General features: G+C 62.8%; 16 protein-coding genes and 2 tRNA genes. 6 read left to right on the top strand and 12 right to left on the bottom strand.

Annotated features, from left to right (window positions below):
* Positions 1–397: 397 nt before the first annotated feature.
* From ATE71_RS22775 to ATE71_RS01615, 4 genes are all read right to left on the bottom strand, one after another.
* Positions 398–1,150 carry an ATP-binding protein gene (locus ATE71_RS22775; protein ID WP_058801611.1) on the bottom strand — a complete coding sequence of 251 codons (753 nt, stop codon included), beginning with the start codon at positions 1,148–1,150 and terminating at the stop codon, positions 398–400.
* A 154-nt stretch (positions 1,151–1,304) separates the two neighbouring features.
* Positions 1,305–1,592, bottom strand: coding sequence for a hypothetical protein (locus ATE71_RS01620; protein ID WP_058801610.1), 288 nt, complete (start codon positions 1,590–1,592; stop codon positions 1,305–1,307).
* Positions 1,593–1,695: 103 nt separating this feature from the next.
* Positions 1,696–1,824: a hypothetical protein gene (locus ATE71_RS22995; protein ID WP_268801401.1), complete on the bottom strand. Its 129-nt coding sequence runs from the start codon at positions 1,822–1,824 to the stop codon at positions 1,696–1,698.
* Between the two features lie 89 nt (positions 1,825–1,913).
* Positions 1,914–2,004, bottom strand: a tRNA-Ser gene (locus ATE71_RS01615).
* Positions 2,005–2,078: 74 nt separating this feature from the next.
* On the opposite strand from ATE71_RS01615, the gene ATE71_RS01610 reads away from it, so the two are divergent.
* Together ATE71_RS01610 and ATE71_RS01605 are read left to right on the top strand one after the other, a co-directional pair.
* Positions 2,079–3,020, top strand: coding sequence for a peptidylprolyl isomerase (locus ATE71_RS01610; RefSeq protein ID WP_058801609.1), 942 nt, complete (start codon positions 2,079–2,081; stop codon positions 3,018–3,020).
* A complete protein-coding gene (locus ATE71_RS01605) occupies positions 3,020–3,340 on the top strand; it encodes a DUF1905 domain-containing protein (protein ID WP_235587861.1) in 321 nt (106 codons plus the stop codon). Before ATE71_RS01610 ends, ATE71_RS01605 begins: the two co-directional genes overlap by 1 nt.
* Here the strand turns inward: ATE71_RS01605 and ATE71_RS22990 are convergent.
* Entirely contained in the window at positions 3,330–3,458 is a 129-nt protein-coding gene (locus ATE71_RS22990; protein ID WP_268801400.1) for a hypothetical protein, read from the bottom strand. The genes ATE71_RS01605 and ATE71_RS22990 overlap by 11 nt on opposite strands.
* A 117-nt stretch (positions 3,459–3,575) precedes the next feature.
* Between ATE71_RS22990 and ATE71_RS01600 the strand changes: the two genes are divergently transcribed.
* A tRNA-Thr gene (locus ATE71_RS01600) sits at positions 3,576–3,650 on the top strand.
* Positions 3,651–3,687: 37 nt separating this feature from the next.
* Here ATE71_RS01600 and ATE71_RS01595 read toward each other — a convergent pair.
* Complete coding sequence (locus tag ATE71_RS01595) at positions 3,688–4,566, bottom strand: LysR substrate-binding domain-containing protein (RefSeq protein WP_058801658.1); 879 nt, start codon at positions 4,564–4,566, stop codon at positions 3,688–3,690.
* 144 nt (positions 4,567–4,710) lie between these two features.
* Between ATE71_RS01595 and ATE71_RS01590 the strand changes: the two genes are divergently transcribed.
* The gene (locus tag ATE71_RS01590; RefSeq protein WP_058801608.1) at positions 4,711–7,035 is read left to right on the top strand and encodes a CDC48 family AAA ATPase; all 2,325 of its coding nucleotides are present in this window, start codon (positions 4,711–4,713) and stop codon (positions 7,033–7,035) included.
* On the opposite strand, the gene ATE71_RS01585 is transcribed toward ATE71_RS01590, so the two are convergent.
* A complete protein-coding gene (locus ATE71_RS01585; RefSeq protein ID WP_058801607.1) occupies positions 7,032–8,333 on the bottom strand; it encodes an MFS transporter in 1,302 nt (433 codons plus the stop codon). The genes ATE71_RS01590 and ATE71_RS01585 overlap by 4 nt on opposite strands.
* 142 nt (positions 8,334–8,475) lie before the next feature.
* On the opposite strand from ATE71_RS01585, the gene ATE71_RS01580 reads away from it, so the two are divergent.
* Positions 8,476–9,114 (top strand): class I SAM-dependent methyltransferase, encoded by a 639-nt coding sequence (locus ATE71_RS01580; RefSeq protein WP_152998592.1) that lies wholly within the window; start codon positions 8,476–8,478, stop codon positions 9,112–9,114.
* Here the strand turns inward: ATE71_RS01580 and ATE71_RS01575 are convergent.
* A complete protein-coding gene (locus tag ATE71_RS01575; protein ID WP_235587860.1) occupies positions 9,111–10,358 on the bottom strand; it encodes a phospholipase D-like domain-containing protein in 1,248 nt (415 codons plus the stop codon). The genes ATE71_RS01580 and ATE71_RS01575 overlap by 4 nt on opposite strands.
* Before the next feature lie 80 nt (positions 10,359–10,438).
* Here ATE71_RS01575 and rpoZ point away from each other — a divergent pair, with 80 nt between their 5' ends.
* Positions 10,439–10,783, top strand: a complete 345-nt coding sequence (gene rpoZ, locus ATE71_RS01570; RefSeq protein ID WP_058801606.1) for a DNA-directed RNA polymerase subunit omega — start codon at positions 10,439–10,441, stop codon at positions 10,781–10,783.
* Between the two features lie 56 nt (positions 10,784–10,839).
* Here rpoZ and ATE71_RS01565 read toward each other — a convergent pair whose 3' ends face one another.
* From ATE71_RS01565 to ftsH, 4 genes are all read right to left on the bottom strand, one after another.
* Positions 10,840–11,445, bottom strand: coding sequence for a DUF3800 domain-containing protein (locus tag ATE71_RS01565; protein ID WP_058801605.1), 606 nt, complete (start codon positions 11,443–11,445; stop codon positions 10,840–10,842).
* A 9-nt stretch (positions 11,446–11,454) separates the two neighbouring features.
* Entirely contained in the window at positions 11,455–11,934 is a 480-nt protein-coding gene (locus ATE71_RS01560) for a DUF11 domain-containing protein (protein WP_058801604.1), read from the bottom strand.
* Between the two features lie 35 nt (positions 11,935–11,969).
* Positions 11,970–12,293, bottom strand: a complete 324-nt coding sequence (locus tag ATE71_RS01555) for a hypothetical protein (RefSeq protein ID WP_235587859.1) — start codon at positions 12,291–12,293, stop codon at positions 11,970–11,972.
* A gap of 124 nt (positions 12,294–12,417) precedes the next feature.
* Positions 12,418–14,361, bottom strand: a complete 1,944-nt coding sequence (gene ftsH / locus ATE71_RS01550; protein WP_058801602.1) for an ATP-dependent zinc metalloprotease FtsH — start codon at positions 14,359–14,361, stop codon at positions 12,418–12,420.
* Between the last annotated feature and the right edge of the window lie 25 nt (positions 14,362–14,386).

Here is a 14,386-nt window from a genome sequence, read left to right as displayed (position 1 = left end):
CGCTCGTCATCCCGGCGCTCAAAGAGCTGAATAACGAATCCCGCTACGGCAACTCTTAAAAACCTCCGCACGTCAACGTGGGGTGGTCGCATCGCTAACGATCAAACAGCATCAAGCGCCTCCCGCCGCGACGAGATTGCGCACTACGCGGCTCATGCGGACACGCCTTCCAGATCGATGCGATGCGCCACAACATGCCGGAAGGCTTTGGACCTGCAGGTGTGTCAAACGGCGTTCAAAAGGGACCCCCGATCGGCGTCGAAGAGGGACCCCCTTTTCGGATATGATGCCGGTTAGTTGAAGGTCGCCTTGCGCTGCGTGCGGCGGAGGGCGGGCGTAGCCCGACCGGAGGCGCGCGCAGCGCAGGATAGATTTTTGAAGGCGCCGAAGGTGGCGGTCAGCTGCGGTTTTTGAAGCGCCAGCTGTCGTTGCCCGTCTCGATGATATCGCAGTGGTGGGTGACGCGGTCGAGCAGCGCCGTGGTCATCTTGGGATCACCGAAGACGGTAGGCCACTCGCCGAAGGCGAGGTTGGTGGTGATGATGACGCTGGTGCGCTCATAAAGCTTGCTGATGAGGTGGAACAGCAACTGCCCTCCGGAGCGGGCGAACGGCAGATAACCGAGCTCGTCGAGCACGATCAGGTCGAGCCGCGACAGCTGCGCCGCCAGGGTCCCGCCCTTGCCGATCCGGGTCTCCTCTTCGAGGCGTGTCACCACCTCGGCAACGCGCAGCCCGGCTCCATAGGCGACCGACAGCGCGGCCTGGTGCTTGAGCGAGCGCGTGGCATCGAGCAGGCGCTTCACCTCGGCCATGGTCAGCACGACCGGGATCTTGCGAACCTGCCTGGTGCGGACGAGCTTGCGCGCGAGATCGGGGCGGTCGAGTGTGTGCGTGAAGAAGAACCTCAGCGCGCCGACGATGCTGTTCATCGTTGGCGCGGGGACGCCCGCCTGCTGCTGCTCGATCTGGAACTGCCGGACATCCTCCGCGCTCGCAGTGTGGGGCGAGCGTCCGAGCCAGGTCGCGAACCGCCCGACGTCGCGAAGATAATTACGCTGCGTCTCCTTCGAGAAGCGCCGCATGGTCATATCGTCGATCAGCCGCTGGCGCAGCGGGCTGATCGGGCCAATCTGGATAAGCTCGTTCATCGTTCGACTCCTCAGGTAAAGGAGCCGAAAGGGTCTGCCTGCGGCAGCCCACGTTCAATCAGCCACGGCGTTCGCTGGGCCGCTTTACATCGAGGCTAACGCCAATCCGCGGAGCGGTTCGTGCATCGGCCAGCTCCAGTGGTTAACTGCGGTTTCAGAAGCGTTCGCCTTTGGGCAGCGGCTTGATCCGGCGCCCACCGAGTCTCGTTATAGCCCGCTCAGTCTCGTCATCGCTCATCTCTAAGTGATCGAGCCAATCTAGCGCGCTGCCGCCCTTCCAAGTTGCGTTGATGTTCATCCCGGCAGCTACAAGACGTTCGAACCACTCTGGGGGAAGGTGCTGCTTCGTCATCGCTCCATAGCGTCCGACCGCTGCTAACACAGCAAGTGGGCGTCCATTGTCATCCGCCACGTTAATCGTGGCGCCCGCCGAAATCAGCATATCAAGTGTCCTAAGTTGAGCCGCGAAAATGTCCAGTTCGCGGGGACTATCTCTGTCGCGTGATTGGCGCTTCGCGTTGGCTACCAGTGCAACTAAGGCAGTGTTAGTTTTCGAGGCGCTCGGATACCCGGCGCGTCTTGCCCTTGGGCTGCGAAAGCCCGTTCGAAATGCTGTTTATCCCTGAAATCATAAAAAATAGTCCCACATTGGCAAAAATGTCGGCCTGGATCATGTGGGACGTACAGGGATACGAATCGTCTCTCAAAGCCGCAGCAAAGCTGGGGTCTTGAAAACGGTTCGGGCCGAAGTGGGATTAGAATTTGGCGGAGCGGGAGGGATTCGAACCCTCGATACGCTTTTGACGTATACTCACTTTCCAGGCGAGCGCCTTCGACCACTCGGCCACCGCTCCGCATGCACTGGAACGCGCGCCCTAATCGCTTGGTGGGGCTTTCGCAAGCCGATTGGGCGTGGCAGACATCGCGCATGAAACATCTTCTTCTGGCCGCCGCCATCGCTTCGCTCGTCTCGCCGGTCCACGCGCAGGAGCCCGCGCCCATTCCTTCGCCGGGCGAGATCGCGGCCGCGGCGCCGGCCAGCGACTGGGTCGCCGTCGCGCCGTCGGACCTGATAGTCATGGACCTTGCCCCCGACGCCAAGGGGCAGGCCCGCCGCGTCGTTATCCAGTTAATGCCTGCGCCGTTCAGCCAGGGATGGCTCGGCAATATCCGCAAGCTCGCCGCTGCGCACTGGTGGGATGGCACGAGCGTGAACCGCGTGCAGGACAATTATGTCGCGCAATGGGGCGATGCGACCGAGAAGAAGCCATTGCCGACGGGATTGGCGGCAGTGCCCGAAAGCGAATATGTGGTACGCAATTGGTGTGGAGGCCATATCTGTCCGCCGCTACGACCGGTCGGCACTCCGGAAAATGTTCTGGAAAAGGTCTACGGCGGGACGGGAGGGTTCCACCGCGGATGGCCGGTGGCGGCCGATGGACGCGATCTATGGCCCGTGCATTGCTACGGAATGGTCGGTGTCGGCCGCAACATGTCGCCCGACACGGGCAGCGGCGCTGAACTCTACGCCGTGATCGGTCATGCGCCGCGCCATCTCGACCGCAATATTGCGCTCGTCGGCCGCGTCATCAGCGGGATCGAATATCTGTCGAGCCTGCCGCGTGGGAGCGAAGCGCTGGGACTCTACAAGACCGAAGCCGAACGCACGCCGATTGCGTCGATCCGCATCGCCAGCGAATTGCCCGCCGCCGAGCAGCCCCGGTTCGAATATCTTTCGACCGAAAGCGCGAGTTTTGCACGCTATGCCGACGCACGCGCGAATCGCCGCGATCCCTTCTTCATCAAGCCCGCGGGCGGCGCCGACATCTGCAATATCCCGGTACCCGTGCGTCCGGTCGCGGCGAAATAGTGCCGTTGGAGGATTTTAGCGTCACGACGCGGCTGTGGCGTTGGCAATCGGCGACGGCGCCGGCGGCCTGGTTCTTCGTAACCATCGCGGGCGAGGCTGCCGACGGGATTCGCCTCGCGGCGATCGGCGGCCAGTGGCTCGAGGGGCGCAAGGGATTCGGATCTGCGAAAGTCCGGGCGACAATCGGCGACACAAGCTGGAGCACGTCAGTCTTTCCGCACAAGGAAAGCGGCGGCTGGCTGCTGCCGGTAAAGGCCGCCGTTCGAAAGGCGGAAGCGATTGCCGAGGGCGATGAGGTGACGGTAACGGTCAGTCTTTAGGGAGGTTTTCGGATTTCGCTTCGCGTGCCTGCGCCTTGCGCTTGCGAAGATTTTCGCGCAGCGCCTCTGCAAGGCGGCGTTCGCGTTCGAGATCGGCGGGGGAGGGCGTCTTGCTCACGCCCAAACCCTTGCCCGCGAAATTGCTCCATCGTCAAGCCTCGCACCTTGACAGGCGAGGGGCGCCCCGCCATAGGCCGCGCCTGCCCGGCAACAACGGTTCGCCGGCGCATCGGTTGCTGCTGTAGCTCAGTGGTAGAGCGCGTCATTGGTAATGACGAGGTCGACAGTTCAATCCTGTCCAGCAGCACCATTTTCCCGCCATCGTCGGTTGGACGTGCGGCTTTCGATCAGATCCTGGCGCCGAGCAGCCAGTCGTGGAACAGCTTCACCGCAGGCTGGCGTAGCGCGCGCGGTCGACAGACGAACCAATAGCTGTACGGGCTGTCGACATCGAAGTCGAAAAGGCGGATCAGCCGCGGGTCGTTCGCATCGTCAAGATGATGACCGTGCATGAAGGCCACGCCGATGCCCTGCGCCGCCGCTTCGAGCATCAGCGGGCCCGAATCGAAATAATCGATACCTGCCGGCTCCAGATAGGGCATGCCGATCGCCTTTTTCCATTCGGTGAAGGTTTCGGGCATCTCGCGGTGGAGCAAGATCGTCATCCGCTGCATCTGTTCGGGCACGGTGATCGGGCGGTTGTCGTCGACGAGCGTTCGCGACGCGATCGGGAAGACCTTGTCCTGATCGAGCCGCGCGGCATAGAGCGCAGGGTCGATCGATCGGGCAAGCGCGATGGCGGCATCGATCCCGTCGCCCAGCCGTGCTTCGGCGTGCGACATGGTATCGATGTCGATATGCAATTCGGGATGCTGGCGCCGCAATTCGGGCAGGCGCGGAAACAGGCGCTGCTGCGCGAACAGCGGCAGGACGTTGAGGTGCAGGCGTAGCGATGCGTCGGGTCTTCCCGCCTGTCCGATGACAGTGCGCAATTCGTCGAGGATCGGTGACAATTGTTCGTGAAGCGCGCGCCCGGTCTCGGTCAGGCTAAGGCCGTGATGATGGCGGTTGAACAGCGGGCGCCCCACCGCATGTTCGAGCGTCTGGATCCGGCGCGACAGCGCGGGCATCGACAGGCCAAGCTCGATGGCCGCGGCCTTAACCGTCCCGTGGCGCGCGACCTCCAGAAAGGCTTCCATGCTGCTGATGGGAGGGAGGCGTGGCATATCGGTCGCCGATGATGGCATGAGCGTGAAAGACTTGCCAGAATTTTGTGCGGTGCGACATAATTTGACCCGTCTGCGGGGGTCGAAAAACGGGAACAACCACCCTATCTTCGGCGTCCTGACCTTTTTTGAGGGAGACGCGCTTTGGCCGACACCGCGGTAAAAGAAAAAGAAGTGAAACTGCAGGTTGCGAATTCGCGCGCAGAGGAAAGCGGCGGCGGCATTGCGCGCATTCCACGGTCCGCGATGGTCGAACTCGGCGTCACCGAAGGCGACATCATTCAGATCAGCGGCAAGCGCCAGACCGCGTCGCGAGTCGTCGCGCCCTATGCAGAGGACGAAGGGCTGGAGGTAATCCGGCTCGATGGGCTTCAGCGCGCGAATGCGGGCGCCGGGGCGGGCGACATGGTCGCGCTGAGCCGGGTCGAGACGCGTCCTGCGTCGCGGGTGGTTTTCGCGCCCGCGCAGGAAAACCTGCGGTTACAGGGGAATGCTAACGCGTTGAAGCGCAGCTTCTTCGGCCGTCCGGTCGTCGCGGGCGATACGGTTGCGACAGCCGGGCAGCAGCGGCTCGAATCGGGCAATATGCCGCCACAGCTTCGCCAGATGCTCAATGCCCCGGCTTATGCTCTCGCCGAAGTTCGCCTGCTCGTCGTGTCGGCGACCCCAAAGGGCGTCGTCTTCATCGACGAAAATACCGAAATCGAGCTGCTTCCCGAATATCAGGAGCCGCAGGACGCTCGCCGCACCGACGTCACCTACGACGACCTTGGCGGGCTCGGCGAGACGATCGACCAGCTTCGCGAAATGGTCGAACTGCCGCTTCGTTATCCTGAACTTTTCCGCCGGCTGGGGGTTGATCCGCCGAGCGGCGTATTGCTCCATGGCCCGCCGGGCACGGGTAAGACGCGGCTTGCGCGGGCGGTCGCCAACGAAAGCGAAGCGCAATTCTTCCTGATCAACGGGCCGGAGATCATGGGCAGCGCCTATGGCGAGTCCGAAAAGCGCCTGCGCGAAGTGTTCGAGCAGGCGACCAAGGCCGCGCCCTCGATCCTGTTCATCGACGAGATCGATTCGATCGCGCCCAAGCGCGGGCAGGTAACCGGCGAGGCGGAGAAGCGCCTCGTCGCGCAGCTTTTGACTTTGATGGACGGCCTCGAGCCCCGCACCAATCTGGTCGTCATCGCGGCGACCAACCGCCCCGATGCGGTCGACGAGGCGCTGCGCCGTCCGGGCCGGTTCGACCGCGAAATCGTGATCGGCGTTCCCGACGAGAGTGGGCGCCGCGAAATTCTGGGCATCCATACGCGCGGCATGCCGCTCGCCGAGAATGTCGACCTGGCCGAGCTTGCGCGGACGACTTTCGGTTTTGTCGGAGCAGACATGGCGGCGCTGACGCGCGAGGCCGCGATCGAGGCGGTGCGGCGGATCATGCCCAAGCTGAACCTTGAGGAAGGAACGATCCCGCCCGAAGTGCTCGAAGAGCTTCGCGTCACGCGCGAGGATTTCAACAACGCGCTGAAGCGCGTCCAGCCCTCGGCGATGCGCGAAGTGATGGTGCAGGCGCCCAAGACGCGGTGGACCGACATCGGCGGGCTCGACGCGGCGCGCGACAAGCTGGTTGAGGGCATCGAACTGCCGCTCAAGAACCCCGAAGCCTTCCGCCGCCTGGGCATCAGGGCTGCCAAGGGCTTCCTCCTTTATGGTCCGCCGGGAACGGGCAAGACGCTACTTGCGAAAGCCGCAGCGCGCGAATCCGATGCCAATTTCATTTCGATCAAATCGTCGGACCTGCTGTCCAAATGGTATGGCGAAAGCGAACAGCAGATTGCGCGATTATTCGCTCGCGCGCGCGCGGTCGCGCCAACGATCATCTTCATCGATGAACTCGACAGCTTGGTTCCCGCGCGCGGCAGCGGCACGTCGGGCGAGCCGCAAGTGACCGAGCGCGTTGTGAACACGATCCTCGCCGAGATGGACGGGATCGAAGAGATGCAGTCGGTCGTCGTGATCGGAGCAACAAACCGCCCAAACCTGATCGACCCAGCGCTGCTTCGTCCGGGTCGGCTCGACGAACTGATCTATGTGTCGGTGCCGAACGCCGAGGGGCGCAAACGCATTCTCGAAATCCAGACGGCGAAGATGCCGTTGGCGGAGGACGTCGATCTGTCGCTACTTGCCGAAAGGTCCGATCGCTTCACCGGGGCCGATCTGGAAGACCTGACCCGCCGTGCGGGGCTTGCCGCACTCAAGCGGTCGATGGACAGCGACACGGTAACAATGGGCGATTTCGAAACCGCGCTGAAGGATACCCGCGCATCGGTGACCGAGGCGATGGAAAAGGATTATGAAAAAATCCAGGGCGAGATCAAGCAGGCCGCGATGAGTGTCGATCCGATCGGCTTCTTCGCGCCCGGCATGCTGAAGCCCGTCCGCGAACGCAAGCACGGTGAAGACGAGAGAAGCTAGGAAGCCGCGGGCTGGTCCGTGCGCAACGCGGACCAGCCCCAGATTACCAGCCAGCCGCAGAAGCCGGCCATTAGACTGTATGCAGCCATCGGATGCCAATTATAGAGCAGCACCCCGATCGCGGGCGAGATGATATAGGCCGATCCGTTGATCGAGGCGGTCATTCCGGCAACGCTGCCCTGGTCGCGGCGCGGTACGGAAAGCGATGCTCCCGCAGTAAATCCGGGACGGAACAGTCCAAAGCCGAGCGATCCCGTCGCGAAACCGATGGTGATCGCGTGCTGGTCCTGCGCAAGCCCGGTCATGAGGATGCCGACGCCGGCGAGCGCCGAGCCCCATAAAACGGTCGAGCGCGGCGTCAGCTTGAACAGCGGTATAAGGCCCCACTGCGACAGTAACGTCGCGACTGCACCCGACATCAGCACAGTTCCGGTAATGTCGGCACCGATTTCGGGCGTCGGGCGCAAGTGAAGCCGATCGAGGATCAGGAAACCGATGACGCCCAGCATCATCGCTTGCGCCTGGCCGCCGAAAAAGCCCGCGAGCAGCCAAGGCCGCACGCGCTCGTCGCGCCAGCCTAGTATTTCCTGCGCCTGGGCATCGGGATCATTTTCGTCGTCGCCGGTGGGCTCTGCCGGTCCCGCTGAGAGCGGATAGGGTGCGATCGCACCGCGAGCGGCAAAACGCGGTGTGTCATTGGGCAGCCGCCAGCGCAGCATGACGAGCACGATCAGCCCGATCAGCGCGAAAACGAACATTGGCCCGGCAAGTCCGACCACGGGAAGGATAAAATAGGGAGCGATCGCCGGCCCGATGACCGTACCGAGGCCAAAGGAGGATGAAACGAGCGACAAGGCCTGCGTGCGTTGCGTGGGGTCCGTACGCGATGCAACATAAGCCTGGACGGCAGGTGGCGAGGCTGAGCCCAACCCGCCATAAAGGCTACGAAACAGCGCGAAAGCGACGAAGGTGATTCCCGCGCCGATCAACCCCGTCAGACCGGCCCAAAGGACGATCCCGCAGAGTGCCATCGACGAAAGAAAGCCAACGACGCCCAAGGCCATAAGCGCCTTCCGTCCGCGTTTGTCCGACTGGCGCGCCCAATGCGGCGCGGTGAGCACCCATAGCAACGCCGACCAGCTGAAAGCCAGACTGACCCAGACGTCGGGGATTTTCAGCTTGGCACCGATCGCGGGCAGGATCGACTGCATGGCCGTGTTTCCCGCGGCCGCCACCAGCATCACCGCGAACAGCACCGCCATCCGGTCCGAGGGAATGGAATGCGATGTCGTCGCCATGTCCGCCCCTCCTTTATCTCGCTAACACGGCCTCTCCCTACACGCGGGCGCGGGCCTGTCCAGAGTCAAGACCACATCTTTCCTTGCGCCATCGCGCTGATTTTGCCACGCCTGACGCGACTGCAACAATGCGAAAGCCGACATGACCAATCCGCGGGCGCAGGCCCAAGAAACGAAAGCCCCGCTGGCCCGTCGGCTGCGCGAGGGTCTCCAGCGCTTTTTCGGACCGTGGGGCATGTTTGTCCGCGGCTTTATCAAGCATCCGGTCATGGTGGGATCGATTGTGCCGTCGTCGCCGACGCTGATCCGCCACATGCTGCGCCCAGTCGATTGGAAAAATACCAAATTATTCGTCGAATATGGCCCCGGCGTGGGCACCTTCTGTCGTCCCGTGCTCGAACGAATGGCAGGCGATGCGACGCTGATCGCGATCGACACCAACGAGGATTTCATCAACTATCTGCGCAAGGACATTCGCGACAGCCGCTTTATCGCGGTCCACGGTTCGGCTGCCGACGTCGAGGAGATCGTGCGCGCGCATGGTTTCGAAAAGGCCGATTATGTCCTGTCGGGCCTGCCTTTTTCGACCCTGCCTGCCGGCGTAGGTCCGGCAATCGCGGCGGCGACGCATCGTGTGCTGCGCCCCGGCGGCGCCTTCCTCGTGTATCAGTTCCGCGCCCGCGCGCGCGACTTCCTCGCCGCGCATTTCAGCCGTATCGACAATGCGTTCGAATGGGTGAATGTCCCGCCTTGTTTTCTGTTCTGGGGCTGGAAGGACTAAACGTCGGGATCGGGATCGCCGAGGCCGAAGTTCAATTTTCGCGAGACGGTATAATCGACCACGCCGACGACGAACCAAGCGAGCGTCCAGCGGATACGGGTCAACCAGTTGCCGCGCGCCTTGTGCGATGTCGGCGTGATGATTTCGCAGTCGGCCTTCTGGCTCGTCAGGAAGTTGCGCATTTTTTCGGCAAAATCCGCGTCTGCAATACGCACCATCACTTCGACGTTCACGAACAGGCTGCGGACGTCGAAATTGGCAGACCCGATATAGACGATATCGTCGATGACGATCAGTTTCATATGCAGCCTGCACGGGCGATATTCCCACACATCGGCGGTCTTGCGTAACAAGTAGCCGTAAAGAAGGCGCGACGCGCCGATCGTCGCCGGATTGTCGGATTTGCCCGCCATGACGAAGCGCGCGCGCCCGCGGCGTGCGACGCGTCCGAGCCGGCGGAGCATGCCTTGCCCCGGCGAGAAATAGGCCATAGCCATGTCGAGCTGTCGCGCATTTTCGAGGTCCGAACGGACCGCGCGCGCCCAGGGCGACAGCCGCTGGGTCGGGCCACCGACAAGCCACGAAACCGGCCCGCCATCGACCGGCCATTCGCGAATCAGGCGCCGCAAGATCAGTAGTTTTCCGTCGTCATTGACCGTGTAGTCGTGGATTTCGGCAAACCACCCCGCCGCGCGCACGACGGTCGGCCCTTTCACTATCAGCCCGATATCGAACCAGCAGTCGCTGCGCGGCGCGCTCAGATAGTCTTCGGCAATGTTAAACCCGCCTGTGATAGCAATCTCTTCGTCGATCAGGATCAACTTCTGGTGGTTGCGGATCAGATAGGTCGAGCGCCAGCGGCGTGAGAAGAAGGTTACGCTGCCGCCCGCGGCGCGAAGCGGCGCGAACAATGCGTCGGGCGTATCGCCCGACCCGAAGCTGTCGATGACGGCGCGAACGCGAACGCCGCGCTTGGCAGCGAGCAGCAAGGCTTCGACGACCTGCACGCCTGCGGCGTCGCCTTCAAAAATATACATGATGATGTCGATGCTGCGTACGGCCCCGTTGATCAGGTCGAGCAGGCGCGTCAGCCGTTCACTGCCGTCGAATATCAACTCCAGCCGATGATCGGCGACATCGGCCGTCAGCCTTTGCGACAGGTCGACGGGCGTGCAGATTTCGGTCATCGCGCTGTCATAGGCTTGCGGCGCGGCGCGCCGCAAGGGCAGGGCTTTGATTGACATCGTGGGCTGCGGCTGCTAGCGCGCAGCGCTTGCCGCCAAGCCCCAAAAGCCTGGCCTCTCCTAATCTCTAAGGAAATATTATGGCCCGCGTTACCGTCGAGGATTGCGTCGACAAAGTTCCCAACCGTTTCGACCTGGTTCTGCTGTCGGCGCACCGCGCCCGCGAAATCTCGGGCGGTTCGGAACTGACGATCGACCGCGATCGCGACAAGAACCCCGTCGTCGCGCTGCGCGAAATCGCCGAACAGACCGTGCGCCCCAAGGATTTGCAGGAAACGCTGGTTGGTTCGATGCAGAAGGTCGTCGTCGACGACGACGATACGCCCGATGAAATCAGCTCGATCAGCCGGTCGGCCGAGGCCCTTCGTCTGACCGCCGCTGCGCCGCCGCGCAGCCCCGCGGGCGGTGGCAGCGACTTCGAATAAGCCAGGGATCGCAATCGAATATCAGGAGGGCCGCGGGAAACCGCGGCCTTTTCGATTCAATCGACCTGGGTCAGTTCGGCGACGCGGATCGCCCTGGAGGCGAGCATCGGGTCGAGAATGCGCTGGATCCGGTTGGCGCGTTGCGACCGGACAGCGATATTGAACAGGCTGTTGGCGATGACATCGGCTATCTGAACCCCATCGCTGCGCCGGCTGTCGGCGAGCGACGCTCGTCCCCACTGGCCGAGGCCGGCTTGAATTTCCTCGCGGACGTGCGCGAGGATTTTAGGATCGTAACGACCGTCGTCGATGACGACATCGGTGCAGACCCCGCCGGTTTCGGGAAGCCAGCGTCCGATCGCCAAGTTGAGCAATGCCGCATAGAGCGCGAGATCGCTGGGAAGCGTGCCGCCCGGGTTTTGCGAAAGCTTGTCTCGTTCCGCGAAGGCGACCCATGCGCGGCCGCCCGCGCGGTCGAAGAGTTCGAGCAGATAGGCACGCTCGACGATACTGATCCGGCTGCCCTTGAGTTCGCCGCGTAACCCCGTGACGCCGCGGAACCGTTCATGGATTTTGCTCGCGGCTTCCGGCGTCAACATGACCGCTGAAAAGGTCATCGCGCCGGCGTTCAGCCCCCCCGATTCATCGCAATAGATCGTCATGCCGCGTCGTTAACGGACGCGGCCGAAAAAGGCGACCGAGCGGGTCTGGCCAGCACCGATCGCGTCCGACCATTTCCAGCGGACATGCGTAACGTCAGCAGCGGTCGCCGGACGGGGCACCGAACCATCGACCGGCACCGTCAAATCGGCGAGAGGGGCAAATATCTTGCCACCGTCAATCGAGACGCCAAAGCCATCCTGGTCTCCCGTGCCGTCGAACATCAGCCCGGGCGGGATGGGGTTGGCGATGACGACGCCCGACGCTGGATCCGCTCCATTATTGGTGAAGGTGAGGGAAATGCGTACCCGATCGCCGGGAACGACAACGTCAGGCGTGACGTAGGACTTGCTCGCGGGCTGCCCATCCTGACCAGGAAAGGACTTTTCGACTTCGACCTTGGTCGTGAGATTACCGTTACCCTGCGCGATTGCGGGGGCACTTATCGCCAAGGCCGCAAGGGCCAAACCTTTCCAAATCCTGCCGATCATTGCCGTCTCCTTTGGTCCACGCCTTTCATGGCCGATCAGGCGGGGCAGGGGTAGCGTTTCTTCATCAGTGCGTCGAATGCCGTGTTGATGCTGACCGACCTTCGCGCGGCGGCGGGATAGCTTCGAAGATGCGCGAGCCATTGATCGGGCGTCAGCGTTCCCGTTTCAGGCGGACAACTCGTCGTTTTGCGCCCAGCCTTGCGCTGCGCATCGATCCGCGCCTTGTATCGCTTGCCCGCCGCGATGACTTCGCTTTTGAGCCGGTTGCCTTGCGGCGTCGCGAGCGCGAGCGGTCCCAGCCGCTCAAGCGAAGCGGCGCGCGCCAGAAAGGCCGCGACGCTCATGTCGCCGGGAGCCATTGCACATAGAAAGGGGGCGGCGAAGAAGGCAGGTAGAAGGCGCGCGTATCGGGCGATCATCATGCGCCGAAGCTTGCCCCCTTCCAATGAATAGTCCCTGAATCGAAGGGGCTAGGCGCGAAGCCTAGGCCCCCTGGGGATTAGCATCGCCGAACGGGCGCGGCTTGCGCTTGATCTGCGGCATGCCGCCGGCGTGACCCGAAACGGCCTTGCCGCGCTTGTCGGAGTCGTCCTCGCGGCCGATATCCTCCCCTTTGATCGCGCGCTTCGCCTCCTCACCCGACAGCGTCTCATATTCGAGCAGCGCGCCGGCGAGCAGATGGAGTTCGTCGAGATGATCGGTCAGCACCTTGCGCGCGGTCTTTTCGCCTTCCTCGACGAGGCGGCGAACTTCGGCGTCGATCAACTTGGCGGTCTCTTCGGACATATTCTGAGCGCGCGACACGCTATGACCGAGGAAAACCTCGTCCTGATTGTCGCGATAGCGCAGCCAGCCGAGCTTTTCCGACATGCCATATTCCATAACCATGGCGCGCGCCATGTCGGTCGCCTGCTGGATGTCGTTCGAAGCGCCGGTGTTGAGCTCGTCCTTGCCATAGATCAGCTGCTCGGCGATGCGGCCGCCGAAACAGAGCGCGAGGCGCGCCTTCATCTGCTTCATATTCTGCGAATAACGGTCGCGCTCAGGGAGGTTCCACGTCACGCCCAGCGCGCGGCCGCGCGGGATGATCGTGACCTTGTGCAGCGGGTCGTTATGCTCGACGTGCAGCGAGACGAGCGCATGCCCCGCTTCGTGATAGGCGGTCGCCTTCTTTTCGTCCTCGGTCATGACCATCGAGCGGCGTTCGGCGCCCATCATGACCTTGTCCTTGGCTTCTTCGAATTCGTTCGAGGCGATCAGCCGCTTGCCCTTGCGCGCCGCGAGCAGCGCGGCCTCGTTGCAAAGATTAGCCAGATCGGCGCCCGAGAAACCGGGGGTTCCGCGCGCGATGCGGCGGAGGTCAACGTCGGGCGCGAGCGGCTTCTTGCGCGTGTGGACTTCGAGAATCTTCTGGCGCCCCTCGATGTCGGGTCGCGGTACGACGACCTGGCGGTCAAAGCGGCCCGGACGAAGAAGGGCGGGATCGAGAACGTCGGGGCGGTTGGTCGCAGCGACGATGATGATGCCCTCATTGGCCTCAAAACCATCCATCTCGACGAGCAGCTGGTTCAGCGTCTGTTCGCGTTCGTCATTGCCGTTGCCGAGCCCGGCGCCGCGATGGCGGCCGACCGCATCGATTTCGTCGATGAAGACGATGCATGGTGCGTTGCGCTTCGCCTGTTCGAACATGTCGCGGACGCGGCTGGCGCCGACACCGACGAACATTTCGACGAAGTCCGAGCCCGAGATGGTGAAGAAGGGAACGCCTGCTTCACCAGCGATCGCGCGGGCGAGGAGCGTCTTGCCGGTACCGGGCGAGCCGACGAGCAGCGCGCCCTTCGGAATCTGGCCGCCCAATTTCGAAAATTTGGTCGGGTCCTTCAGGAATTCGACGATTTCCTCGAGCTCTTCGCGGGCTTCGTCGATGCCGGCGACATCGTCGAAGGTGACGCGGCCCTGCTTTTCGGTGAGCATCTTGGCGCGCGACTTGCCGAAGCCCATCGCGCCCGATCCGTTATTTTTCTGGACCTGGCGGAACACGAAGAAGGCGATGCCGAGGATCAGCAGGAAGGGCAGCGACTGGACGAGCATATACATCCAGAAATTGGGGACTTCCTGGGGCTTGCCGTCATATTTGACACCATTATCGTTGAGCATTTTGAGCAGTTCGGGGTCGCGAACCACGTTGGCGCTGAACCGGTCGCCGTTCGATAGCGTGCCGGTCACCTTGTCTTCGGACAGGACGACCTCCTTGACACTGCCTTCTTCGACCTTTTGGCGGAATTCCGAATAGGCAAGCGGACTACCCACCGGCTGCGCCGCGCCACCGAACATCGAGGCGACAAGGAGCATGGCAAGCAGGATGCCGCTCCAGATCATCACGCTCTTCATCCAGGGGTTGCCCTGTGGTTCCTTGTCGTCCTGCATTCGGAATCTTTCCTGTCGCCCGCGC

Origin of the sequence: Sphingopyxis sp. H115 (assembly GCF_001468465.1) — a bacterium.
Taxonomy (GTDB): domain Bacteria; phylum Pseudomonadota; class Alphaproteobacteria; order Sphingomonadales; family Sphingomonadaceae; genus Sphingopyxis.
The sequence above is the reverse complement of the archived record's forward strand: the minus strand, read 5'-3'. Positions and strand labels throughout refer to the sequence as shown.

Bases quoted from the DNA above. Each gene is read 5' to 3' on its own strand.
- ATE71_RS22775 (WP_058801611.1), bottom strand. From the start codon at position 1,150: ATGAACGAGCTTATCCAGATTGGCCCGATCAGCCCGCTGCGCCAGCGG.
- ATE71_RS01620 (WP_058801610.1), bottom strand. From the start codon at position 1,592: ATGCTGATTTCGGCGGGCGCCACGATTAACGTGGCGGATGACAATGGA.
- ATE71_RS22995 (WP_268801401.1), bottom strand. From the start codon at position 1,824: ATGATCCAGGCCGACATTTTTGCCAATGTGGGACTATTTTTTATGATT.
- ATE71_RS01610 (WP_058801609.1), top strand. From the start codon at position 2,079: ATGAAACATCTTCTTCTGGCCGCCGCCATCGCTTCGCTCGTCTCGCCG.
- ATE71_RS01595 (WP_058801658.1), bottom strand. From the start codon at position 4,566: ATGCCACGCCTCCCTCCCATCAGCAGCATGGAAGCCTTTCTGGAGGTC.
- ATE71_RS01585 (WP_058801607.1), bottom strand. From the start codon at position 8,333: ATGGCGACGACATCGCATTCCATTCCCTCGGACCGGATGGCGGTGCTG.
- ATE71_RS01580 (WP_152998592.1), top strand. From the start codon at position 8,476: ATGACCAATCCGCGGGCGCAGGCCCAAGAAACGAAAGCCCCGCTGGCC.
- ATE71_RS01575 (WP_235587860.1), bottom strand. From the start codon at position 10,358: ATGTCAATCAAAGCCCTGCCCTTGCGGCGCGCCGCGCCGCAAGCCTAT.
- rpoZ (WP_058801606.1), top strand. From the start codon at position 10,439: ATGGCCCGCGTTACCGTCGAGGATTGCGTCGACAAAGTTCCCAACCGT.
- ATE71_RS01565 (WP_058801605.1), bottom strand. From the start codon at position 11,445: ATGACGATCTATTGCGATGAATCGGGGGGGCTGAACGCCGGCGCGATG.
- ATE71_RS01560 (WP_058801604.1), bottom strand. From the start codon at position 11,934: ATGATCGGCAGGATTTGGAAAGGTTTGGCCCTTGCGGCCTTGGCGATA.
- ATE71_RS01555 (WP_235587859.1), bottom strand. From the start codon at position 12,293: ATGGCTCCCGGCGACATGAGCGTCGCGGCCTTTCTGGCGCGCGCCGCT.
- ftsH (WP_058801602.1), bottom strand. From the start codon at position 14,361: ATGCAGGACGACAAGGAACCACAGGGCAACCCCTGGATGAAGAGCGTG.